Origin of the sequence: Bacillus sp. DHT2 (assembly GCF_026241455.1) — a bacterium.
In the GTDB taxonomy this organism is placed as follows: domain Bacteria; phylum Bacillota; class Bacilli; order Bacillales; family Bacillaceae_G; genus Bacillus_A; species Bacillus_A pseudomycoides.
The window spans coordinates 449,497-471,269 of the sequence record NZ_JAPHWH010000002.1 but is presented as its reverse complement, the minus strand read 5'-3'; the positions used below and the strand labels follow the sequence as shown (position 1 = coordinate 471,269).

At 37.2% G+C, this 21,773-nt stretch carries 22 protein-coding genes and 1 other annotated feature; of the genes, 17 read left to right on the top strand and 5 right to left on the bottom strand.

Translation table 11 applies throughout. From position 1 onward, the window contains the following. Positions 1 to 9 precede the first annotated feature (9 nt). The gene (proI, locus tag ORL93_RS07465) at positions 10 to 849 is read right to left on the bottom strand and encodes a pyrroline-5-carboxylate reductase ProI (RefSeq protein ID WP_006095917.1); all 840 of its coding nucleotides are present in this window, start codon (positions 847 to 849) and stop codon (positions 10 to 12) included. 166 nt (positions 850 to 1,015) lie between these two features. Here proI and ORL93_RS07460 point away from each other — a divergent pair, with 166 nt between their 5' ends. Both ORL93_RS07460 and ORL93_RS07455 read left to right on the top strand, forming a co-directional pair. Then, positions 1,016 to 1,969 (top strand): MBL fold metallo-hydrolase, encoded by a 954-nt coding sequence (locus ORL93_RS07460; protein ID WP_265958833.1) that lies wholly within the window; start codon positions 1,016 to 1,018, stop codon positions 1,967 to 1,969. Positions 1,970 to 1,978: 9 nt separating this feature from the next. Then, positions 1,979 to 2,773, top strand: a complete 795-nt coding sequence (locus ORL93_RS07455; protein ID WP_018780804.1) for an SDR family NAD(P)-dependent oxidoreductase — start codon at positions 1,979 to 1,981, stop codon at positions 2,771 to 2,773. Positions 2,774 to 2,802: 29 nt separating this feature from the next. On the opposite strand, the gene ORL93_RS07450 is transcribed toward ORL93_RS07455, so the two are convergent. Then, entirely contained in the window at positions 2,803 to 2,988 is a 186-nt protein-coding gene (locus ORL93_RS07450) for a YqzH family protein (RefSeq protein WP_018766126.1), read from the bottom strand. A 226-nt stretch (positions 2,989 to 3,214) separates the two neighbouring features. Here ORL93_RS07450 and argC point away from each other — a divergent pair, with 226 nt between their 5' ends. The 7 genes from argC (at position 3,215) to ORL93_RS07415 (ending at position 9,335) form a co-directional block, all read left to right on the top strand. After that, positions 3,215 to 4,252 carry an N-acetyl-gamma-glutamyl-phosphate reductase gene (gene argC, locus ORL93_RS07445; RefSeq protein ID WP_265958832.1) on the top strand — a complete coding sequence of 346 codons (1,038 nt, stop codon included), beginning with the start codon at positions 3,215 to 3,217 and terminating at the stop codon, positions 4,250 to 4,252. Positions 4,253 to 4,264: 12 nt separating this feature from the next. After that, positions 4,265 to 5,488, top strand: a complete 1,224-nt coding sequence (argJ, locus tag ORL93_RS07440; RefSeq protein ID WP_018780806.1) for a bifunctional glutamate N-acetyltransferase/amino-acid acetyltransferase ArgJ — start codon at positions 4,265 to 4,267, stop codon at positions 5,486 to 5,488. Positions 5,489 to 5,499: 11 nt separating this feature from the next. Then, on the top strand, positions 5,500 to 6,267 hold the full coding sequence (gene argB, locus ORL93_RS07435; RefSeq protein WP_265958831.1) for an acetylglutamate kinase: 768 nt from the start codon (positions 5,500 to 5,502) through the stop codon (positions 6,265 to 6,267). Continuing rightward, the gene (locus ORL93_RS07430; RefSeq protein WP_018766124.1) at positions 6,264 to 7,424 is read left to right on the top strand and encodes an acetylornithine transaminase; all 1,161 of its coding nucleotides are present in this window, start codon (positions 6,264 to 6,266) and stop codon (positions 7,422 to 7,424) included. The genes argB and ORL93_RS07430 overlap by 4 nt, the downstream gene beginning before the upstream one ends. A 12-nt stretch (positions 7,425 to 7,436) precedes the next feature. Then, positions 7,437 to 8,387: an ornithine carbamoyltransferase gene (gene argF / locus ORL93_RS07425; protein WP_006095911.1), complete on the top strand. Its 951-nt coding sequence runs from the start codon at positions 7,437 to 7,439 to the stop codon at positions 8,385 to 8,387. 167 nt (positions 8,388 to 8,554) lie between these two features. Next, positions 8,555 to 9,106 (top strand): DUF2062 domain-containing protein, encoded by a 552-nt coding sequence (locus tag ORL93_RS07420; RefSeq protein WP_003200118.1) that lies wholly within the window; start codon positions 8,555 to 8,557, stop codon positions 9,104 to 9,106. A 55-nt stretch (positions 9,107 to 9,161) separates the two neighbouring features. Then, complete coding sequence (locus tag ORL93_RS07415; protein WP_003200119.1) at positions 9,162 to 9,335, top strand: hypothetical protein; 174 nt, start codon at positions 9,162 to 9,164, stop codon at positions 9,333 to 9,335. Positions 9,336 to 9,358: 23 nt separating this feature from the next. On the opposite strand, the gene ORL93_RS07410 is transcribed toward ORL93_RS07415, so the two are convergent. After that, a complete protein-coding gene (locus tag ORL93_RS07410; RefSeq protein WP_097794383.1) occupies positions 9,359 to 9,805 on the bottom strand; it encodes a MarR family winged helix-turn-helix transcriptional regulator in 447 nt (148 codons plus the stop codon). Between the two features lie 72 nt (positions 9,806 to 9,877). After that, the gene (locus tag ORL93_RS07405; protein ID WP_265958830.1) at positions 9,878 to 10,645 is read right to left on the bottom strand and encodes a GDSL-type esterase/lipase family protein; all 768 of its coding nucleotides are present in this window, start codon (positions 10,643 to 10,645) and stop codon (positions 9,878 to 9,880) included. 459 nt (positions 10,646 to 11,104) lie between these two features. Here ORL93_RS07405 and cpdB point away from each other — a divergent pair, with 459 nt between their 5' ends. After that, positions 11,105 to 13,411, top strand: coding sequence for a bifunctional 2',3'-cyclic-nucleotide 2'-phosphodiesterase/3'-nucleotidase (gene cpdB, locus ORL93_RS07400; RefSeq protein WP_265958829.1), 2,307 nt, complete (start codon positions 11,105 to 11,107; stop codon positions 13,409 to 13,411). 74 nt (positions 13,412 to 13,485) lie between these two features. Here cpdB and nhaC read toward each other — a convergent pair whose 3' ends face one another. Then, a complete protein-coding gene (gene nhaC / locus ORL93_RS07395) occupies positions 13,486 to 14,859 on the bottom strand; it encodes a Na+/H+ antiporter NhaC (protein ID WP_003208412.1) in 1,374 nt (457 codons plus the stop codon). Between the two features lie 257 nt (positions 14,860 to 15,116). Next, positions 15,117 to 15,338: a binding site (T-box leader), on the bottom strand. 144 nt (positions 15,339 to 15,482) lie between these two features. Between nhaC and ORL93_RS07390 the strand changes: the two genes are divergently transcribed. The 7 genes from ORL93_RS07390 to bioB all read left to right on the top strand — a co-directional run bounded on the left by ORL93_RS07390 (position 15,483) and on the right by bioB (position 21,746). Next, positions 15,483 to 15,839: a hypothetical protein gene (locus ORL93_RS07390; protein ID WP_018780810.1), complete on the top strand. Its 357-nt coding sequence runs from the start codon at positions 15,483 to 15,485 to the stop codon at positions 15,837 to 15,839. Positions 15,840 to 15,961: 122 nt separating this feature from the next. After that, positions 15,962 to 17,350 carry an adenosylmethionine--8-amino-7-oxononanoate transaminase gene (bioA, locus tag ORL93_RS07385; protein WP_040118978.1) on the top strand — a complete coding sequence of 463 codons (1,389 nt, stop codon included), beginning with the start codon at positions 15,962 to 15,964 and terminating at the stop codon, positions 17,348 to 17,350. Then, a complete protein-coding gene (bioD, locus tag ORL93_RS07380; RefSeq protein WP_018780812.1) occupies positions 17,350 to 18,078 on the top strand; it encodes a dethiobiotin synthase in 729 nt (242 codons plus the stop codon). Before bioA ends, bioD begins: the two co-directional genes overlap by 1 nt. Beyond that, positions 18,044 to 19,231: an 8-amino-7-oxononanoate synthase gene (gene bioF, locus ORL93_RS07375; RefSeq protein WP_018780813.1), complete on the top strand. Its 1,188-nt coding sequence runs from the start codon at positions 18,044 to 18,046 to the stop codon at positions 19,229 to 19,231. Before bioD ends, bioF begins: the two co-directional genes overlap by 35 nt. Continuing rightward, complete coding sequence (locus ORL93_RS07370) at positions 19,228 to 19,968, top strand: alpha/beta fold hydrolase (RefSeq protein ID WP_018780814.1); 741 nt, start codon at positions 19,228 to 19,230, stop codon at positions 19,966 to 19,968. The genes bioF and ORL93_RS07370 overlap by 4 nt, the downstream gene beginning before the upstream one ends. Then, positions 19,934 to 20,794 carry a malonyl-ACP O-methyltransferase BioC gene (gene bioC, locus ORL93_RS07365; protein ID WP_265958828.1) on the top strand — a complete coding sequence of 287 codons (861 nt, stop codon included), beginning with the start codon at positions 19,934 to 19,936 and terminating at the stop codon, positions 20,792 to 20,794. Before ORL93_RS07370 ends, bioC begins: the two co-directional genes overlap by 35 nt. Further along, on the top strand, positions 20,748 to 21,746 hold the full coding sequence (gene bioB, locus ORL93_RS07360) for a biotin synthase BioB (protein WP_018766115.1): 999 nt from the start codon (positions 20,748 to 20,750) through the stop codon (positions 21,744 to 21,746). Before bioC ends, bioB begins: the two co-directional genes overlap by 47 nt. The last annotated feature ends 27 nt before the right edge of the window (positions 21,747 to 21,773 follow it).

The following is a 21,773-nucleotide window of genomic DNA, read 5'->3' as shown; positions in this document are numbered from 1 at the left end:
CTCCGTTTATTATTTTTCGTTTGTTAATTGTTCTAATGTTTTTCCAAGTTCATGTGATCGTTTTGTAGCTTGTGTAATACATGCGACGAGTGCTTGTTGAAAATTAAAACTTTGAAGAACCTCGATCCCAGCTTCTGTCGTTCCACCAGGAGAGGTGATTTCTTTTCGTAAGATAGAAGGGTGCTTAGTATTAGCTTTAAGCATTTCAGCGGCACCGATCATTGTTTGTAAAATAAGTGATTTAGCCACAGACTCTTCTAAGCCGATCTGTTTTGCGGCTTCTTCCATTGCTTCAACTACGTAATACACATACGCAGGGCCACTCCCAGATAGTGCAGTAACAGCATGCATATGTTCTTCTTCCACCACTGAAACAAGGCCAATTGTTTCAAATAAAGATTTAGCAATGTAAATGTGCTGCTCTGTTGTATGCAAGGATGGAGAAATAGCTGTGGCTGATTTTAAAATAGCGGCTGATGTATTTGGCATTGCTCGGATAATCGGAACATTTTTTTGAAGCAGGCTTGTAATAGAACTTGTAGAAACACCTGCTAATAATGAAATAACGAGTTGATTATTCGTTATATATTTTTTTATAGGTTGAAGTGCTTCTGCGACGTCTTTTGGCTTCATTGCAAGGAAAATAATATCCGCATGAGCAAGTAGTTCTTCTTTGTTATGTGTTCCTTTGACACCGTATTTTGTATGTAATTCCTGTAATCTTGTTTCATTTGAGCGGTTACTTACTGTAATTTGTTCACCCGTTACAACCTTCGCATCTAATAAACCGGCGATGATTGCTTCAGCTATAGATCCGGCACCTAGAAAGGAAATATTTTGAATAGACATGATGAAGCCTCCTTAATTTTTGTAAGAAAAACTTATAAATTTACATACATTCGTTTTATTATAGAAAACACCTTCTTTTTATCTGAAAATAATGACAAATTTTTAAAGAAGTTGTAAACTGAAGAGGGATTCATTTTTGAACCGGAGAGAGACGGGGGGCATAAACATGGTAGCAATTCATCGAATGGAGATTCCTGTTCCATTTGCAGTTGAGACAGTTAATGTGTTTTTAGTAAAGGGAGAATCATTAACATTAATTGATACAGGGACAAATACAAAAGAGGCCAGGGCAGCATTAGAAAAACAATTAAGGACTTTAGGATATAGGATAGAAGACATTGAAACAGTAGTGATTACACACCATCATGCTGATCATTGTGGACTTTTAAATACATTTTCTGAGAAGACAAATATTGTGGGCCATCCTTGGAATGAGCCGTGGATTACGCAGGATTCTCAATTTTTGAAACGTTATCAACAATTTTTTAAAGAAGCCGCATTACAGTTCGGAGTTCCAGAAGCATTTTTGAAGAATGAAGCATTACTTACGACGAAAACACTTAAATATTCTTGTAATAGATCGTTAACACATACTGTACGAGAGGGAGACAGTATTGAATCGTTACCGGAGTTTACAGTTATTGAAACACCTGGGCATGCTTCGACTCATATTTCGTTATACAGGGAGCGTGATGGACTATTAATTGGTGGGGATGCTTTAATCAGTCATATTTCCTCCAATCCGATACTAGAACCGCCATATGAAGGACAGACAGAGCGAGCGCAACCTTTACTACAATATAATCAAACATTAAAACGTTTAAGTAACATGAAGATTTCACGTATTTTATCAGGTCATGGAGAAGACATTGTGAATGTGAAAGAGCTGATAGAGGGAAGATTGCAAAAACAAGAAACACGTGCTTTCAAAGTGTTAGAATTATTAAAAGAAAAACCGATGACAGCCTTCGAAGTATGTGTGAAATTATTTCCTGTATTATATAAAGAACAATTGCCACTTACGATTTCGGAAACAGTTGGACAATTGGACTTTTTAGCATATAATCAACAAGTGATGATTGATGAATCGTCGCCACAATCGATTTATTATGCAAAGTAGGTGACAGCGATGACGGGACGTTTACAAGAAAAAGTAATCGTCATTACAGGAGCTTCTAGTGGAATTGGAGAACAAGTTGCGATGCAAGTTGCAGCGCAAGGCGCGATTCCTGTATTAATAGCGCGGACAGAAGAAAAACTACGAGTATTAGCTGGAAAGATTAAAGCGACTTACAATACGCCTTGCTATTATTACGTATTAGATGTAAGTGAAGAAGCAGAGATCGATACTGTTTTTGCAAGAATATTAAAGGATGCAGGGCAGATTGATATATTGGTAAACAATGCTGGTTTTGGTATTTTCAAAACGTTTGAAGAAGCGTCCATGACTGAAGTGAAAGATATGTTTCAGGTCAATGTATTTGGATTAGTAGCTTGTACGAAAGCAGTATTACCTCATATGTTAGAGAGAAATAGTGGACAAATCATTAATATTGCTTCGTTAGCAGGGAAAATTGCAACGCCAAAATCTAGTGCGTATGCAGCAAGCAAACATGCGGTATTAGGATTTACGAATAGCTTACGCATGGAGCTCTCAAATACAAATATTCATGTAACAGCGATTAATCCAGGGCCAATTGACACAAACTTTTTTGATATTGCTGATCAATCAGGTACATATGTAAAAAATATGGGACGTTACATGTTAAAGCCAACATACGTAGCAGAGCAAATTGTAAAAGTGATGCAAACGAAAAAGCGTGAAGTGAATTTGCCAAAATGGATGAGTGTTGGGCCAAAACTTTTTGCGTTATTTCCAGGTTTTTTTGAACGTATAGCAGGTAAATCATTAAGTAAAAAATAGGAGATTTCCATTTGGAAATCTCCTATTTTTTATTTTCCCGTAATATATTCATAAACAATATCCTCAATTGCTTCATATACATCGATATTAGGTTCCGAACCAATGGTTGTTTGGACACTTTGAATTAAAGTTTCCCGATCCTCTTTTGAAATAGGTTTACATTGATATTGCCGAAAACTTTTTATCAACATCTTTTCAATTAATTTTTCATTCATGTTTTTCCCCCGCTTGCATGTATAAATGTATTGTTTTTATTGTACTTGAAGTATAGAAAAAATACTAGCGTACATCAAAGGTGTATAAAAATTCATGTATAATTATTGTTTTTCTAGAAAAATTACGTTTTTAAAACTTTTAAAATTAATAAATATTTAATTGACTCTATAAATATACAATATTATAATCATATTTAATTTAAAGAATCGATATAAGGAGGAGCATATGAAAGTCGCGATTATTGGAGCAACTGGATATGGAGGAATTGAGTTAATAAGGTTGTTACATCATCATCCATATTTTTCGATTACATCTGTCCATTCTTTTTCACAAGTAGGGGAACGAATAACAAATGTATATCCGCACTTACAAAATTTTATTGTCCATACGTTACAAGAAATCGACGTGGATGTAATAGCGAAGGAGGCTAGTATTGTATTTTTAGCGACACCAGCAGGGGTTTCGGCGGAGCTGACGCCACGCTTGCTAGCGTCTGGTTTAAAAGTTATTGATTTATCAGGTGATTTCCGTATGTTGAATCCTTGTACATATGAAACATGGTATAAAAGGCCTGCTGCAAAGGAAGAAATTCTTCAAAAGGCAGTGTATGGATTAAGTGAATGGAAAAAGTTAGCTATTAAAGAAACGGAATTGGTTGCAAATCCAGGATGTTTTGCAACAGCGGCACTGCTAGCAGCTGCGCCATTAATGCGGGGCGGGATGATAGAGGAAGACTCACTTATTATCGATGCGAAATCAGGGGTGTCAGGAGCGGGAAAAACACCGACAACAATGACTCATTTTCCAGAGCTGTATGATAATTTCCATATTTATAAAGTGAATGAGCACCAGCATGTTCCAGAGATTGAACAAATGCTTGGTGAGTGGAATAAACAGGCGAAACCAATTACATTTAGTACACATTTAATTCCGATATCGAGAGGGATTATGGTTACTCTCTATGCAAAAGCAAAACGAGATATCCATGCACAGATATTAGAGAAGCTATATGAAGAAACGTATTGTCATGCTCCTTTTGTTCGTATCCGTTCTAAAGGAGAGTTTCCAAGTCCAAAAGAAGTAAGGGGTTCAAATTATTGTGACATTGGAGCGGCTTATGATGAACGAACAGGACGTATTACAGTAGTTTCCGTTATCGACAATATGATGAAAGGAGCGGCTGGGCAAGCAATTCAAAATGCAAACTTATTAGTAGGTCTGGAGGAAACGGCGGGATTACAATATATGCCGCTCTATCCATAAGGGGGAAGAATGATGATTGGAACAGATTCTATTATAAAAGTTGCAAGTGGATCAATTGTAACGCCAAAAGGTTTTGCAGCGATTGGTACCCAGGTTGGGTTGAAAAAAGGGAAAAAAGATATGGGAGCAATTGTTTGTGATGTTCCTGCTAATTGCGGAGCTGTTTATACAACAAATCAATTTCAAGCTGCGCCAGTACAAGTTACAAAAGAAAGTATAGCTGTGGAAGGAAAGCTACAAGCAATTGTTGTAAATAGCGGAAATGCAAATGCATGTACAGGTGTACAGGGGTTACAAGATGCGTATGAAATGAAAACGTTGGCTGCGAAACAATTCCAGCTAAAAGAAAATCATGTAGCAGTTGCTTCAACAGGTGTCATTGGAGTTTCTTTACCAATGGAAGCAATTCGTACTGGTATTTCCTATCTCGTACCATCGAAAGAAAAAGAGAAGGCGGCTTCCTTTTATGAAGCGATATTAACAACGGATCTTGTTATAAAGCAATCATGTTATCAGTTTATGATTGAAGGAAAAGAAGTGACGATTGCAGGGGCAGCAAAAGGTTCTGGTATGATTCATCCGAATATGGCAACGATGCTTAGCTTTATTACAACAGATGTAAATATAGAACAAGAAGCACTCCAGCTAGCATTATCACAAGTTACGAATCATACATTTAATCAAATTACTGTGGACGGTGATACATCTACAAATGATATGGTCGTTGTAATGGCAAGTGGGTTATCAGGAACAACTGCTATTTATACGAATCATACGGAGTGGGAGAAGTTTATGTTTGCTTTGCAAAAGGTATGTGAGGACTTAGCGAAGCAAATTGCTAAAGATGGTGAAGGTGCTACTAAGTTAGTTGAAGTAAATGTATACGGAGCACGAACAGTAGAAGAAGGGAATAAGATTGCGAAACAAATTGTTGGCTCAAGTCTTGTGAAAACTGCAATGTATGGTGAAGATGCAAATTGGGGCCGCATTATTAGTGCGATTGGTCAAAGTGGAGTTGTTATTGATCCTATCGCTGTTGATATTGCTGTTCAGTCTATTCCTGTTTTACAAAGCAGCGAGCCACAAGCGTTTTCTCAAGAGGAAATGAAACAAAAATTAAAGGAATCTGAAATTGTTATTGATGCTCATTTGCACCTTGGAGGGGAGAAAGGAAGAGCTTGGGGCTGCGACTTAAGCTATGACTATGTGAAAATAAATGCTTGTTATCGTACGTAAGGAGAGAGAAGATGAGCGAGTATATCGTAGTAAAATGCGGTGGTAGTATGCTAGAACGTTTAGAACATGTGTTTTTTGAATGTATAGAGCAGCTGAAGAAAAAATATCAAGTTATTGTTGTTCATGGCGGTGGAGCAGAAATTGATGCAAAGCTAAAGCGATTTAATATTCCAATTGAAAAGAAGAATGGATTACGTGTGACGACAAAAGAAGTGATGAATGTTGTTCAAATGGTTTTATGCGGAAGCACGAATAAAAAAATGGTGATGAATTTTCAAAAGCATGGCTTGCATGCAATCGGAGTCTCTGGTTGTGATGGGAAATTACTTCAAGTTCAGCCTTTTGATGAGGATATTGGATATGTTGGTGAAGTTAGCGGTGTAGAGACTTCACTATTAAAAGGGTTACTAGATTTGAATTATATTCCGGTTATTGCTCCAATTGGGGTAAGAGGAAACCAGGTTTATAACATAAATGCAGATACAGCCGCAGCCGGAATTGCAGCTGCGCTGGGGGCGAAAGAACTTATTTTTATTACGGATGTAGATGGGATATTGTTCGAAGGGAAGTTGTTAACGAAAGCGGATGAAGCTGAGATCCTACGTCTGATAGAAAAAGAAATTATTACAGGGGGGATGATTCCGAAAGTGCAGGCTGCTCTCACCTCAATACAGATGGGAGTCGAGCATGTCAGCATTGTAAATGGTACAAAACATTTTGTAGGAACATCAGGGGAGTGGGTTGGAACGACGGTAACAAAAGGGGTGAATATCGTATGAGTAGTCATATATTTCCGACATATGGGAGACGCAGTGTTGAAATTGTTCAAGGAACCGGAACAAAAGTGATAGATGAAAGTGGGGAAAAGTATTTAGATTTTACTTCTGGAATTGCTGTATGTAATTTAGGACATTGTCATCCTGTACTTGTAGAAGCAGTAAAAAAGCAATTACAGGAAATTTGGCATATATCAAATCTTTTTCCGCACAAGGCACAAGAAAAGGTAGCTGAATTGCTAACAGAGGGGCGTGAGTTAGATTACGTGTTTTTTTGTAATAGCGGGGCAGAAGCCAATGAAGCAGCGCTTAAACTAGCGCGGAAGCATACGGGGAAATCTCTTGTTTTAACATTTCAGCAATCTTTCCATGGAAGAACATTTGGAACGATGAGCGCAACGGGGCAAGAGAAAGTAAAAAAGGGATTTGGTCCACTTCTTCCATCTTTTTCACATATTCCCTTTAATGATATAGCCGCGCTCAGGGAGACAATGAATGAAGAAGTAGCTGCAGTTATGGTGGAAGTTGTTCAAGGTGAGGGTGGCGTCTTACCTGCTGATATTTCCTTTTTGCAAGAGATTGAGAAGTTATGTAGACAATATGGTGCTCTTTATATAATCGACGAGGTGCAAACGGGTATGGGAAGAACGGGAACGTTGTTTGCTTATGAACAGACCGGAACATCCCCAGATATCGTTACAGCGGCAAAGGCGCTTGGAAATGGGATCCCGGTTGGGGCAATGCTTGGAAAGAAAGAGCTTATGACTGCTTTTTCAGCGGGGACTCATGGTTCAACATTTGGCGGAAATTACATTGCAATGACAGCAGCAAAAGAAGTACTACAAATTATAAAACAACCTTCATTTTTACAAGAAGTAAAAGAAAAGGGAGAATACTTCCTGCAAAAATTAAAGAAAGAATTACTTGATGTTGAATGGATCACTAATATTCGAGGGAGAGGACTTATGATTGGAGTCGTTTGTAAGTGTGACGTCACATTCATTATAGAACAGTTAGAAAAAGAGGGGCTTCTTGTATTGCAAGCTGGAACAAATGTTTTGCGACTTTTACCACCACTCATTGTAACGAATGAAGAAATAGACGAAGCAGTAAATATGATAAAAAGAGTGATTTGTACACAAAAATCACCAATATTATAAGGGGGAAATTCTATGTCAACTATACAAGTACCGAAATTACAAACGAAAGATCTTTTAACATTAGAAGAACTGACGCAAGAGGAGATAATTGCGCTAATTGAATTTGCAATGTATTTAAAAAAAGAGAAGCATGAACCTTTATTAGAAGGGAAAATATTAGGATTAATTTTTGATAAACATTCAACTCGTACGCGTGTTTCTTTCGAAGCAGGAATGGTACAACTCGGTGGACATGGAATGTTTCTAAGTGGAAAAGAAATGCAACTTGGCAGAGGAGAAAGTGTTTCAGACACAGCAAAAGTATTATCTCATTATATTGATGGAATTATGATTCGTACATTCTCGCACGCAGATGTAGAGGAGCTTGCGAAAGAAGCAAGTATTCCTGTTATTAATGGATTGACAGATGATCATCATCCGTGTCAGGCATTAGCTGATTTGATGACAATTTATGAAGAAGTTCATACATTTAAAGGGATTAAACTTGCTTACCTAGGGGATGGAAATAATGTATGTCACTCTTTACTGCTAGCAAGTGCAAAAGTCGGTATGCATATGACAGTGGCGACTCCCCCAGGGTATGAACCGAATGAACAAATTGTAAAGCGTGCGCTAGAAATTGCAAATGAGACGGGAGCAAATATTGAAGTTTTGAATGATCCGGAGTTGGCAGTGAAAGGTGCTGACTTTATCTATACCGATGTTTGGATGAGCATGGGGCAAGAAGATACGGAAGGGAAATACCAATTATTTCAACCGTTTCAAGTGAACGAAAAACTTGTTCAGCATGCGAAAGCAACGTATCGCTTCTTACATTGTTTACCCGCTCATCGTGAAGAGGAAGTAACAGGAGAAATTATAGATGGATCGCATTCTGTTGTCTTTGCGCAAGCAGGGAATCGATTGCACGCTCAAAAAGCATTATTGGTAAGTCTACTTCAAAACATCAAAAAACCTTCCTAATCGGGGAGGTTTTTTTGTTACGAAATGTCTGATGTATATTTGGTGAATGTTCTTTGTATCATTTATAATAAGATGAAGTTAGTATAAGTGAAGTTAAATAGGGTTGTTTGTGTCGTAGTATTAAGTTCATACTACGAAGAGAAAAAACTATTAAAGAGATGATAATTGTGCAAACAGGTAAAAAAACATATTCATTTTTTCAACGTATTTGGAGAGTGCTTAAATTTCATTATTATAAGTTGCTCCGGTCGCCAGAAGGAGCGAAGAAAGTGTCACGTGGATTTGCGATTGGATTTGCTTTGGAAATGTTGGTGATTTATACAGCGTCACTTGTTTATCTTATTTTTTATCCAATTGTACGCTTAGCAAAGGGATCTTTTCCAGCAGCGGTTATTGGTAATATTATCGGAAAAATATCATTTCTTCCGGTAATTTTGTTTCCGTTTGCATATGCATTAGGGAAAACTTTATATCCATTTGAAATAAAGGTAATTCAGCATAAACCATATACAATATCTGATCTTTTCTCGAGTAATATTTTTATTATGTTAAAGAGCTTATTACAGAGTGAAGTATATGTATTAATTGGGATGACAATTTTCGGGGTTGTATTTGGAGTAATATCTTATTTTGTTGTGCATTATTTATATGAAAAGAACCGTAAGTTACGTTTGAAAAAAAGAAAAAAACGCGCGAGAGAACCACTTGTACAAATATAAAGAATGTCACATTCATTTTCCGCCTTGAATATGCTTAAAAAAGGAGGGTGAATGAATGTATTATTACTATGTACCTCAAGCATACTCATATGTGCATTATTATCCTGTTCCTTATACAAGGCAACAGTTTGAAACATATCAGCAAGCGCAGCCTTCTCCGGAGCAAAAACCATACTTAACAACATGGCCGTATTCAAATGTATATTATGGAAACTATTATGAATCATAAAGCTGCTTCCTTTGGAAGCAGCTTTATACGTTTGTTTTCAAAATTAAATTTTGAATCGTTTGAAGCGAGTGAATGAGTTGTTCACGATCGCTTTCCGATAATGTTTGAAAGTTTTCTTTTAGTTTGTCTAAAATGAATTGTTGATATTGACTTACTAACGATTTCCCTTCTAGTGTTAGAGAAATTAAAATGACTCGTCGATCTTTTTCGCTGTAATGACGCTCTATAAGTTCTTCTTGAATCAATTTATTTAATAGAGGTGTCATGTTGGGCCTTGAAATCGCTAATCGCTTTCCGATTTCTGACACTGCTAATGTGCCACGTTCATGCAATAGCAGTAACACCTGTGTATGTGACGGTGGCATGTGCCTTTGTGAAGAAAACTCTCCAGGAAGCATAAATTTGCGATAAAAAAGAGGCACTAACGAAAGAAGATGATCAACAATACGTTCCCATTCGCGTGATTCCATATAAAGGCCCCCTTCCATTATCATTGTAACAAAAAAAGGTACCGTATAAAAATAGAATTGTTCGTTTTTGTTTTAATATTTGTAGGATAGAACTTGTTTAGTAAACGCGTTGGCAATAATTTCATAACCTTTATCATTTGGATGTACTTGATCGTACAGTAATTCTTTTTTATCATTTGGTATTAATTTTCGAATTGGTAAAACAATGGACGGTTGATTCGCTTTTGAAATTGAGTAAACCGCATCATTCCAGCCATCTAAAAACATATCTGCATAAGAAGCAATTGAATCATCGAGTTGTAGAGGGTTATAGAGCTCAGATAGAATGAGTAAAGCATTTGGGTTGAGAGTTCGAACTGTCTTTACAATGTTTTTTACGTCTTCTTCAAAATGAGTTTTTTCTTTATTTAACATTTTAATACCATCTATAACACCTACATCACGATTTAAACGGAATAAATTATTTCCTCCAATATTAATGGTAATTAAATTTGCTTTTTGAATTTTTTGTTTTACTTCTTCTGATTGAACCTTCTGAACAAGACGATCCGTTGTTAACCCGTTTACACCGAGGTTTTCTACTGTAATTGGTTTATGAATTTGTTCCCCTATTTGATTAGAGGCTAGCTCCGCATATCCCCCTTGTGTAGAGCCATATCCTTTTGCGAGAGAATCGCCTAGGACAAGATGATAGAAGGAATCATTTGTTTGTTTATCAATCCAACGAGGGGCAGATGTTGTTTCTTTTTCCTTTTGTTTTGTCTCATCGTTCTTTTCGAAATACGAATAAGAAATGATTAGAAGGAGGAGACAAAGTATAGTTAAGATGACTTTTTTCATAAAATTATCCTCCTTGTAATTGGTTATTGTATCATATTTAGCTGTATAAGCAATGGAAGGTTATATTATATCTTTATGTAAAGTTTACAATAACTTTACATAAAATTTGTAGAAGTATGTCAAAAATTATTGACGATATGAAAGTATGTTCGATATGATAATGTCAGATAAGGTGAAACTTCCATCAGTGGGGGATTTTCTTCATCCCTTCACCTGATGGTTAGTTGAACCAATCGGGCTTTTACGGGCAGTTGATCCCCCATCTAACTTTTTTGCTTCTGCTAAATTTTGAGGTGAGGATCTTACTGCCCGCAAATAGCGGGATAAGTGAATAGGCATCACTCTAATATTCTAATATGAGGAAATAAGAGAATGAAGGTAGAGAATACTTTATTAGAGTTTGATGAAAAGTTCATTTTATTTGTTTTTAAAGGGACAATTTAATAAGGGGGATTTTTTGTGAAGAAATCAAAGAAAGCGCTAGCAGGAGCGACGCTTGCATTAGGTGTTATCGCACCTCAAGTAATGCCAACTATTGCTCATGCAGAGGAACAAGCAGGAGAAAGTACAGTTAATTTACGAATATTGGAAACTTCGGATATTCATGTTAACTTAATGAACTACGACTATTATCAAACGAAAACAGATAATAAAGTTGGTTTAGTTCAGACAGCAACTCTTGTAAATGAGGAACGTGCAAAAGCGAAAAACTCTGTACTATTTGATGATGGGGATGCTCTACAAGGGACGCCGCTTGGGGATTATGTGGCGCAAAAAGGTTTGGATGGAAACTATGTTCACCCTTTATATCGTGTAATGAATTTAATGAAGTATGACGTCATTTCTCTTGGAAACCATGAGTTTAACTATGGCTTGGATTACTTAAAGAAGGCGACTAGTAAAACGCAGTTCCCGGTTATTAATTCAAATGTATATAAATACGATGGCGATGATATTGAAGAGAATGATGAAAACTACTTTAAACCGTACCATATTTTTGACAAAGTAGTAACAGATGAAGCTGGCAAAACACAAACAGTGAAAATCGGTGTAATGGGCTTTGTACCACCCCAAATTATGGGCTGGGATAAAGCGAATTTAGAAGGAAAAGTAAAAGCGAAAGACATTGTACAAACGGCAGAGAAATTGGTTCCAGAAATGCAAGCTAAAGGTGCAGATATTATTGTTGCATTAGCCCACTCTGGTGTTGATCAAAGTGGTTATAATGCTGGCATGGAAAATGCATCATATTATTTAGCAACAAAAGTGCCTGGTGTTGATGCAGTGTTAATGGGACATTCTCATACGGTAATAACGGACAAGTTTAACGGTGTTCCAGTTGTGATGCCAGGTGTTTTTGGAAGTAATTTAGGTATCATTGATATGGAGCTGAAAAAGGTAAACGGCAAGTGGGAAGTACAAAAAGATAAATCAGTTCCAAGTGTTCGTCCGATTTCTGATAGTAAAGGAAATGCATTAGTAGAATCTGATAAGAAATTAGTTGATGAAATTAAAGAAGATCATGAAGCGACAATTAAATATGTAAATACACCTGTCGGTAAAACAACAGCACCAATTAATAGTTATTTTTCACTTGTACAAGATGATCCATCTGTACAGCTTGTTACGAATGCCCAAAAATGGTATGTAGAAAAGCTATTTGCAGAAAATGGACAATACAGTAAATATAAAGGAATCCCAGTTTTATCAGCAGGTGCACCTTTTAAAGCGGGCGGCCGAAATGGTGCAACTTATTATACTGATATTCCAGCAGGAACTTTAGCGATTAAAAACGTTGCTGATTTATATGTATATCCAAATACACTGTATGCTGTAAAAGTAAATGGTGCACAAGTAAAAGAATGGCTTGAAATGTCTGCAGGCCAGTTTAATCAAATTGATCCAGCTAAAGCAGAAGAACAGTCATTAGTAAATGTAAACTACCCTACATATAACTTTGATATTTTAGATGGCGTAAAATACGAAATTGATGTTACACAACCAGCAAAATATGATAAAGATGGAAAAGTAGTAAATCCAAATGCGAATCGTATTGTGAACGTATCATATGATGGGAAACCAATCGCTGATAATCAAGAATTTATTGTTGCTACCAATAACTACCGTGGTAGTAGCCAAACATTCCCAGGTGTAAGTAAGGGAGAAGTTGTGTATCAATCTCAAGATGAAACACGTCAAATCATTGCGAAATATATGAAAGAAACACCAGTTATTAACCCGGCAGCAGATCAAAACTGGGCGTTTAAACCAATCGTTGCTGAAAAATTAAATACGACATTTGACTCTTCACCAAATGCGCAAAAGTATATTACAAAAGATGGGGAAATCTCTTATGTTGGTCCATCTGAAAATGAGTTTGCGAAGTATGCGATTGATTTAACGAAAAAGAATGATGGGGACAAACCAACACCACCGCCAACGACAGGCGAAGGAAACGATGGGGACAAACCAACACCACCGCCAACGACAGGTGAAGGAAACGATGGGGACAAACCAACACCACCACCAACGACAGGTGAAGGAAACGATGGGGACAAACCAACACCGCCACCAACAACAGATGAAGGAAACAGCGGGGACAAACCGACACCACCTACCAATGTAAGTGAGGATAAAGAAACAAGCAAAGATGATCGTGATTTACCAAAAACGGGAGCGAGTGTCTTCTCTACAATTGGAGCGGGACTTGCGTTTGTTGGAGCAGGCGTGTTTATGTTATTTAGACGAAAAAAAGCAAATAGATAATAACGTTCGCAAATAGAGGAATAAAGAAAAAAGGGATTACCACTATCGGTAATCCCTTTTTCTTTATATTTCATTTAAGAAACTGAAACAGTTTTTTCTTTTTTCCATGAAAGCCCGAATCCTGTGAATCCAACGATAATTGTAACGATTGGGCAAGCTAAGCAGAAAATTGAGTATGGAACATAATCAATTGTTGGAACGCTTAGTACGTTTGCTAAGAAGACGCCGCTTACGCCCCATGGTACAAGAGGATTAACAACTGTGCCTGCATCTTCTAGTACGCGTGATAAATTACGGCGTTCTAAACCGACTTCATCGTATTTGTTAGCAAATGCTTGTCCTGTTAAAACGATAGATAAGTATTGCTCACCAAGCAAGAAGTTAACTCCAATTGCTGTTGAAGCGGTAGAAATAATTAAACGAGTGCTTGTCTTAACGAAATTAGAAATAATGTTCATAAGCTGAGTAATAATGCCAATTCCTTGTAGTAACCCACCCATAGAAAGAGCAAGGAAAATAAGTGCAATTGACATAAGCATACTTTGTAATCCACCGCGTGATAATAAACTATCAATATCTTTTATGCCTGTCTTAGCAACATAGCCATCTTGCATAATTTTCATCAAATCAGCAAGTGATGTACCCGGCTTGAAAATAAAGAGAATGATAATACCAGCTACAATGCCAGCAAGTAAAGTTGGAACAGCCGGTACTTTTTTAAATGCGCATACGAATAGTAATAGAATCGGAATAAGTGTGACAATTGAAATGATTGTATTCTTTTCTAACGCATTTGTAAAAGTAGAGAAATCAACATTTCCTGAAGAACCACTTCCTAAAATGAAGAAAGCGATAAAGGCAATAATGAAAGCAGGAATTGTTGTCCAAAGCATGTTACGAATATGTTCAAATAGATCCACTCCTGTTACAGCAGGAGCTAAGTTTGTTGTATCCGATAAAGGAGACATCTTATCCCCGAAGAAAGCTCCAGAAACAATTGCACCAGCAATAAGTGCTGGATCGTATCCAAGAGCAGTACCCATTCCCATAAAAGCAAGTCCTACTGTCGCTGCTGTTGTAAAGGCGCTGCCGATACTTGTTCCGACAATTGCACAAACAACAAAGACTGTCGGGATGAAAATCTTTGGTGCTACAAGCCCGAATCCGTATACCATTAATGTTGGAATTGTCCCAGCAGCGATCCAAACGCTAATTAATACACCGACAAGTAAGAAGATGAAAATGGATGGAATACCAGCTGAAATACTACTTATCATTCCTTTTTCCATAGTAGACCAAGGGATTTTTTTAATAAATCCAAATGCTAATAATACAATAATGCCAAATAAAATTGGAATGTGTGGTGATGTTCCTAATTGAATAACGCTAAAGCCAATACAGAAAAAGATGAAAAATGTTAAAAGAATAGATTCAATTTTTGAAACCATTGTTTGCCCCTCCTAATAATCTAAAATAGTTCTTTTTTATATAAAATTCGCCAATATTGTATATTTCCTTCTAAAATTTAGAATTTTGCGACAAATTACCGGTAATTGTTTAGCATCATAAAAAAACGTCCCTGCATATAAATATGCAGGGACGAAAAGAATCGCGGTACCACCCTAGCTTGTGAAATGAACGTAGCACAAAATAAAGAGTCGTATAATATGCACCAACAGAAAATAAAAAACGCCCCTGCAGTATATGCAGGGACGAAAAAAATCGCGGTACCACCCTAAATTGTGAAACAGTTTCATTTCACCACTCTGTAGAAATAACGGTCCATAACCGTCTTTCACTACTCCAAACGTTTCGTAAAAGAAGCTCCAGGGGGTAATTCATAATTCGCTCTGTACTGGTTCGCACCGACCACCAGCTCTCTGAAATCAGGAAACGAAATACTACTAAATCCTATCATCGCCGATTCATATGATGTTAGTTAAATTTTTATCACATATCTATCACATATGTCAACATATATACTTATTATTTTTTTAAAGAAAATAACGAGAGAATGTTTTTTTTAGTTCTTATTTGTGCGTTATAATGAAAATAGAAAGGAGGGGAGTGAATGAAGAAAAAATTATTTCTTTTGACAACCTTACTTGTTCTTGGTGGAGGTGCTGGAATTTATACAGTATTTGCGGCATCACCAGATCAACCGAAATTAAAGGTTGAGCAAAAAGTAGAAACAAAGGAATTAGAGAAAGTCAAAGAAGAAAAGAATAGAGAGAAAACAGCTGCTAAATTAGGTGTTCCTCTTGAAGGAAAAACAGAAAAAGAAATTCAAAAAGAGTTAAATACAGCAAGGTTTGAAAAGCGTCATGAGCTGCTTATAGAACATGCAAAAAAACTTGGAATTGATACTGAAGGGAAAAAAGACGAAGAGATTATTTTGGAAATCGGAAAGATTCAGCATGGAAAATAAAACGACTTATCTTATGATAAGTCGTTCTTTTTTAAGAACATTTACCTTTTAAAATAATTGACAGTATTTTAATTTTAATGTTAACTATATTTATATAAAAGTTAACATTAGGGGTGACAATTGTGACTGTTAGTAGCAATACAAGTAAAAGAACAACCTATACATATGAAGAGTTGGCTGAGAAAAATAAAGCATACGTATGGCATCCATTTACGCAAATGAAGGACTATTTAGCGGAAGATCCAGTTATTATTGAGCGAGGAGAAGGCCGTAAATTATATGACGTAAATGGAAATGGTTATTGGGATGGCGTTTCATCCATTTGGCTTAATGTTCATGGACATCATGTTCCTGAATTAGATAATGCAATTCGTGAACAATTAAATAAAGTCGCGCATTCGACTATGCTAGGACTTGCAAATGTGCCATCGATTTTACTTGCAGAAAAGATCATTGAAGTTGTTCCGGAAGGTTTGAAAAAAGTATTCTATTCAGATTCTGGTTCTACAGCTGTTGAAATTGCAATTAAGATGGCTTTTCAATATTGGCAGCATAAAGGAAAACCTAAAAAACAAAAGTTTATTACATTAAAAGAAGCATATCATGGAGATACAATTGGAGCTGTTTCAGTAGGAGCGATTGACTTGTTTCACCAAGTGTACAGTTCGCTCTTATTTGAAGCAATAAAAATGCCATATCCATATACATATCGTTCTCCTTATGGGGATGACAAAGAACAAATTGTTCAAAAACATTTGGAAGAAATGGAAGAGTTATTAAAAGAAAAACATGATGAGATTGCAGCGATTATTGTAGAGCCGTTAATGCAAGGTGCAGGCGGTATGATTACAATGCCGAAAGGATATTTAAAAGGTCTTCGAGATCTTTGTACAACATATAATGTTTTATTTATTACAGATGAGGTGGCAACGGGATTTGGTCGTACTGGAAAAATGTTTGCTTGTGAACATGAAAATGTTACACCGGATATTTTAACAGCTGGAAAAGGCTTAACCGGTGGGTATTTACCGGTAGCTATTACTGTGACAACAGATGAAATTTATGATGCTTTTTTAGGTAGCTATGAAGAGCAGAAAACATTTTTCCATGGTCATAGTTATACCGGCAATCCATTAGGTTGCGCAGTTGCAATTGCTAATTTAGAACTTTATGAAAAAACAAATCTAGTAAAAGATGTTGCATACAAAGCAGAATATGTAGGGAAACAATTGGAAGCACTTTATGAATACAAACATGTTGGAGATATTCGTCAGTGTGGATTGATGGTAGGAATTGAACTTGTGAAAAATAAAGAAACGAAAGAGCCGTTTGAGTGGACGGAGCGAGTAGGCGTGGAAGTGTGTAAGCGATCAAGAGAACTAGGAATGATTTTACGTCCGCTTGGTAATACCATTGTATTTATGCCACCGTTAGCATCTCAAGTAGATGAGATTGATGAAATGCTGCACATTTTATATCAAGCAATTGCAGATGTTACGGAGGGAGAATAATGGGTGGCTTTTTTATAACGGCAACGGATACGGAAGTGGGAAAAACAGTTGTTACAGGTGCATTAGCAGGAGTATTTAGAAATCGCGGGTATAACGTAGGGATATATAAACCATTGCAAAGCGGGCACATCGCTTCGAATCCAGAAGGGGATGCAGTTAGATTGAAAATGGCATCAGGAGTAATGACAGAGGCTGATCGCATTTGTCCTTATTCTATTGAAGAACCTCTCGCGCCAAGATTGGCAATGCGGCGAGCAGGAAGAACTGTGACACTAGCACAAATTACGGCTCATTATAATGAGTTAATGACAGAATTTGATAGTTTGCTTGTAGAAGGTGCAGGTGGTCTTGCAGTCCCATATACAGAAGATGCTTTAGTGGTTGATTTTGCAAAGGAATTGAAATTACCACTTATTATTGTCGCGCGTCCGGCGTTAGGTACTGTGAATCATACCGTTTTAACGATTTCGTATGCGAAAGCCCATGGTTTAACAGTTGCGGGTGTTATTTTATCCGGCTGTAAGGAATGTGAGAAGGAACGTGTGCAAGAGAATAAAGAAATGATTGAGGAGTTAAGTGGTATTCCGGTTTTGGGTTTACTACCAGAGCTTCAAGAAGGGTTTACGCGTGAAGAACTATTGAGAGCAGCAGAAGAGAATATTACGATTTCAAATTTAGAGGAGTTCGTCAAACATGGATCAAACGTGGAATCTACACTTTCACTCTAGTTTAAATCGTTTGAAAGAGAAATCACAATATCGACATGTAGTTATGACTGAGCAAGCTGAAGAACCATGGCTTATTAGGAATGGAAAACGTATGTTAAATTTAGCTTCGAATAACTATCTAGGCTTGGCGGGAGATAGACGATTAAAAGAAGCGTCTATTGTAGCGACAAAGGAATATGGAGTAGGAGCGACAGCATCACGACTTGTTGTAGGAAATTATGCACTATATGAAGAGGTAGAACAGAGTGTTTGTGATTGGAAAGAAACTGAAAAAGCAATCATTGTGAACAGTGGATATTCAGCAAATGTCGGGGCAATCTCTTCTTTAGTTGGGCGTCACGACATTGTTTTTAGCGATAAGTTAAATCATGCCAGCATTGTTGATGGGATTATGCTTAGCGGTGCAGAACATAAAAGATATCGACATAATGATTTAGAATATTTGGAAAGATTGTTGCAGATGGCACCTGTCGCAAAGCGAAAGTTAATCGTAACAGACACGGTTTTCAGCATGGATGGAGATGTTGCGCATCTAAAAGAGTTGATTATGCTGAAAGAAAAATATGGAGCATTATTGATGGTTGATGAGGCGCATGCAGGTGGAATATATGGAAAGCATGGTGCTGGTTTAGCGCATGTAGAGCAGGGACTTTCTGAAGGAATCGACATTCATATGGGAACGTTTAGTAAAGCGCTAGGGTGTTATGGAGCTTATTTAGCAGGTGATGCAATTTGTATCGATTATATGAAAAACACGATGAGAAGCTTCATTTTCACAACAGCATTACCGCCAGGGACACTTGGCGCAATGAAACGTGCAATTGAAATTGTGAAGGAAGATGAGGGAAGACGGCAGCGGCTCTTAGAAAATGGAGCTTATTTCCGCAATGCTTTAGAAGAAGTTGGTTTCAATATTGGTGATAGTTCAACACATATAGTACCAATTATTGTGGCGTCGAATGAAGCTACACTACATTTTAGTAAAAAACTGCAGGAGGCAGGAATTGCTGCAATTGCTATCAGGCCACCAACTGTTCCTTATAATAGTTCGCGAATCCGATTCGCAGTTACATCTGAACATACAAAAGCTGACTTACAATGGGCTATTGAGAAAATCATTCGAATTGGTAAAGAAGAGGGGGGAATGAGATGAAACAGCCCGAGCTTATTTTCATTCCTGGATGGGGGATGGAAAAACAAGTATGGGATCCATTACTTCCGTATTTTCAGGAATATTCTGTCTGGCATGTTGAATGGCGTGGTGTAAAAGAACTTAGTGAGTTTGCAGAACGAGTAGCAGAAGCTGCAAGAGGGCAGGATGTGATTTTGATTGGATGGTCACTTGGTGCATTAGCTGCCCTTCAAGCATGTGATAGAGTGCGGGTAAAAGGGATGATTTTAATAGGTGGTACAGCAAAGTTTACAGTGGATGAAAATTACGAGAGTGGATGGAAACTTCCTTTTGTAGAGCGGATGAAAAGAAGTTTAGTGAAGCGAAAGGACCACACATTGGAGCGTTTCTATAAAAGTATGTTTACAAAACAAGAGATAAAAGATAGTGAACAATTTGAAGACATTGCAGAACGTTTTCAAGGTGATTTCATTGAATCTTTACAGCTGGGACTTGATTATTTAATAGAGATGGATATGAGAAGTCAGTTAAAGCATGTAAAGATGCCGGTATTACTTCTTCATGGAGAACAGGATGCGATATGTCCACTATCTGCTGCTCGCTATATACAAGAAAATACGAATGGGGCGCTTAAAGTAATAAATGGAGCTGGGCATGCACTTTGTGTAACTGATTCCGAATATTGCGCAAATGAAATCATCCAGTTTGTAGAGGGGATACAAAATGATCAACAAAACGTTATTACAAAAACGATTTAATGGGGCAGCTGTATCCTATGATCAATATGCAAGTGTACAAAAAAAGATGGCGCAACAATTAATTTCTATAATGAAAAAACACTATCACAAGATGTCGTCTATCCGTATTTTAGAACTCGGATGTGGCACAGGCTATTTGACTGAGCAATTAGCTGTTTCCTTTCCAAATGCAGCAATTACTGCAATTGATTTTGCTGAAAGTATGATTGCTGTTGCGAAAACGAGAAATCACGTGGAATCTGTGACATTTCGGTGTGAAGATATTGAACATCTTACATTAAGTGAGTCATTTGATGTCATTATTTCAAGTGCAACATTTCAATGGCTAAACGATTTGCAAACAACGGTGAAACGTTTATATCATCATCATTTATTTGAGGATGGCTTGTTGTTATTTTCAACATTTGGAGAGCAAACATTTCAAGAACTTCATACGGCATTTCAAAGTGCTAAAAAAGAAAGAAATATGCAAAATGATGCATCTGTTGGACAACATTTTTTAACGAGAGAACAGCTGCAAGATGTATGTGAAAGTGTAACAGAGGATGTTCATGTTTCTGAAACATGTTACATAGAGAAGTTTGCTACAGTTCGTGAGTTTCTGCAATCGATTCGGAAAGTAGGCGCGACGAATAGCAATGCAGAATCTTACTGTCAAAGCCCGTCTATCTTTCGAACTATGCTCCGCATATACGAAAAAGATTTCACGGAAGAAGGGGAAATTGTAGCAACGTACCATGCTTTATTTGCGTATATTGAAAAAGAGGGGAAGAGAAGAAATGAAACAAGTACAAACAAAAGTAGATTGGAAGCAAATTGCATCTGAAGTAGTAGAGGGCAGAAGTATAACGAAAGAAGAAGCGATAGCTATTTTAGAAGCAGATGATACAGAAGTATTAGAGATTATGAATGCAGCTTATATCATACGTCATCATCATTTTGGTAAAAAAGTAAAATTAAATATGATTATTAATACGAAATCTGGATTATGCCCAGAAGATTGTGGGTATTGCTCACAGTCTATCGTTTCAGAGGCACCAATCGATAAGTATGCATGGTTAACACAGGAAAAAATTATTGAAGGTGCACACGAAGCAATTCGCCGTAAAGCGGGTACATACTGTATTGTTGCATCTGGTCGTCGTCCAACTGATAAAGAAGTAAATCATGTTATCGGTGCAGTGAAAGAAATCCGTGAAACAACGGATTTGAAAATTTGCTGCTGCTTAGGTTTTTTAAATGAGGATCAAGCAGGACGCTTAGCAGAAGCAGGTGTTCACCGTTATAACCATAACTTAAATACACATGCAAACAATTATGATAGCATTTGCTCAACACATACGTATGATGATCGTGTAGATACAGTAGAAAAAGCAAAGCAAGCGGGTATTTCCCCATGTTCTGGTGCGATTTTTGGAATGGGGGAAACGAAAGAGCAGCGCGTTGAAATTGCGCTTGAATTACAACGTATAGATGCGGATTCTATTCCATGTAACTTCCTTGTTGCTGTAAAAGGAACACCGCTTGAAGGACAGAAAGAATTAACACCAGTAGAATGTTTAAAAGTACTAGCGATGATGCGATTTGTCAATCCATCAAAAGAAATTCGAATTTCCGGTGGCCGCGAAATTAATTTGCGCTCTGTGCAGCCGCTTGGCTTATTCGCAGCAAATTCAATCTTTGTTGGTGATTATTTAACAACAGAGGGGCAAGAGCCAACAGCAGATTGGAATATGATTGAAGATTTAGGGTTTGAGATTGAGGAATGTGCGCTGTAAAAATGAGGGGGAAAGCCCCTTTGTAGA

Bases quoted from the DNA above. Each gene is read 5' to 3' on its own strand.
- ORL93_RS07455 (WP_018780804.1), top strand. From the start codon at position 1,979: ATGACGGGACGTTTACAAGAAAAAGTAATCGTCATTACAGGAGCTTCT.
- ORL93_RS07430 (WP_018766124.1), top strand. From the start codon at position 6,264: ATGAGTAGTCATATATTTCCGACATATGGGAGACGCAGTGTTGAAATT.
- argC (WP_265958832.1), top strand. From the start codon at position 3,215: ATGAAAGTCGCGATTATTGGAGCAACTGGATATGGAGGAATTGAGTTA.
- bioC (WP_265958828.1), top strand. From the start codon at position 19,934: ATGATCAACAAAACGTTATTACAAAAACGATTTAATGGGGCAGCTGTA.
- ORL93_RS07370 (WP_018780814.1), top strand. From the start codon at position 19,228: ATGAAACAGCCCGAGCTTATTTTCATTCCTGGATGGGGGATGGAAAAA.
- ORL93_RS07410 (WP_097794383.1), bottom strand. From the start codon at position 9,805: ATGGAATCACGCGAATGGGAACGTATTGTTGATCATCTTCTTTCGTTA.
- ORL93_RS07390 (WP_018780810.1), top strand. From the start codon at position 15,483: ATGAAGAAAAAATTATTTCTTTTGACAACCTTACTTGTTCTTGGTGGA.
- ORL93_RS07415 (WP_003200119.1), top strand. From the start codon at position 9,162: ATGTATTATTACTATGTACCTCAAGCATACTCATATGTGCATTATTAT.
- ORL93_RS07450 (WP_018766126.1), bottom strand. From the start codon at position 2,988: ATGAATGAAAAATTAATTGAAAAGATGTTGATAAAAAGTTTTCGGCAA.
- argB (WP_265958831.1), top strand. From the start codon at position 5,500: ATGAGCGAGTATATCGTAGTAAAATGCGGTGGTAGTATGCTAGAACGT.
- argJ (WP_018780806.1), top strand. From the start codon at position 4,265: ATGATTGGAACAGATTCTATTATAAAAGTTGCAAGTGGATCAATTGTA.
- ORL93_RS07405 (WP_265958830.1), bottom strand. From the start codon at position 10,645: ATGAAAAAAGTCATCTTAACTATACTTTGTCTCCTCCTTCTAATCATT.
- argF (WP_006095911.1), top strand. From the start codon at position 7,437: ATGTCAACTATACAAGTACCGAAATTACAAACGAAAGATCTTTTAACA.
- bioF (WP_018780813.1), top strand. From the start codon at position 18,044: ATGGATCAAACGTGGAATCTACACTTTCACTCTAGTTTAAATCGTTTG.
- bioD (WP_018780812.1), top strand. From the start codon at position 17,350: ATGGGTGGCTTTTTTATAACGGCAACGGATACGGAAGTGGGAAAAACA.
- nhaC (WP_003208412.1), bottom strand. From the start codon at position 14,859: ATGGTTTCAAAAATTGAATCTATTCTTTTAACATTTTTCATCTTTTTC.
- ORL93_RS07460 (WP_265958833.1), top strand. From the start codon at position 1,016: ATGGTAGCAATTCATCGAATGGAGATTCCTGTTCCATTTGCAGTTGAG.
- proI (WP_006095917.1), bottom strand. From the start codon at position 849: ATGTCTATTCAAAATATTTCCTTTCTAGGTGCCGGATCTATAGCTGAA.
- bioB (WP_018766115.1), top strand. From the start codon at position 20,748: ATGAAACAAGTACAAACAAAAGTAGATTGGAAGCAAATTGCATCTGAA.